We start from the raw sequence: 246 nt of genomic DNA, 5'->3' as shown, positions 1-246 counted from the left end.
TTCCTCGATCGATGATGCGAAGCTGACCGAGCTTGCGCAGGCCGCGCGCTTCGAACCGGACAAGGCCAAGTACGAGGCCATGGGGCGTGAGCTCAACACCATGCACTTCGAGCTGATGCCGCAGATCCCGCGTTGGCAGCCGAGCCAGGACGCGGTGATGGCGCCGAACATCGAGGGTTACACCTACCAGTTCCACCGGCAGGTGGATTATCGCGACCTGAGCCGAAAGTGAGCGGATTGGGGCAC

The 246-nt window shown here is 62.6% G+C and carries 1 protein-coding gene; it reads left to right on the top strand.

Features of this window, described 5'->3' with window-relative positions; translation table 11 throughout:
* Positions 1 to 232 (top strand): hypothetical protein (locus tag RMT89_RS44845; RefSeq protein ID WP_315889502.1); only part of this gene is annotated, 232 nt, incomplete at its 5' end.
* Positions 233 to 246 lie beyond the last annotated feature (14 nt).

The organism is Streptomyces sp. P17 (assembly GCF_032436805.1).
GTDB lineage: Bacteria > Actinomycetota > Actinomycetes > Streptomycetales > Streptomycetaceae > Streptomyces.
This window is presented reverse-complemented; position numbering and strand designations above follow the sequence as displayed.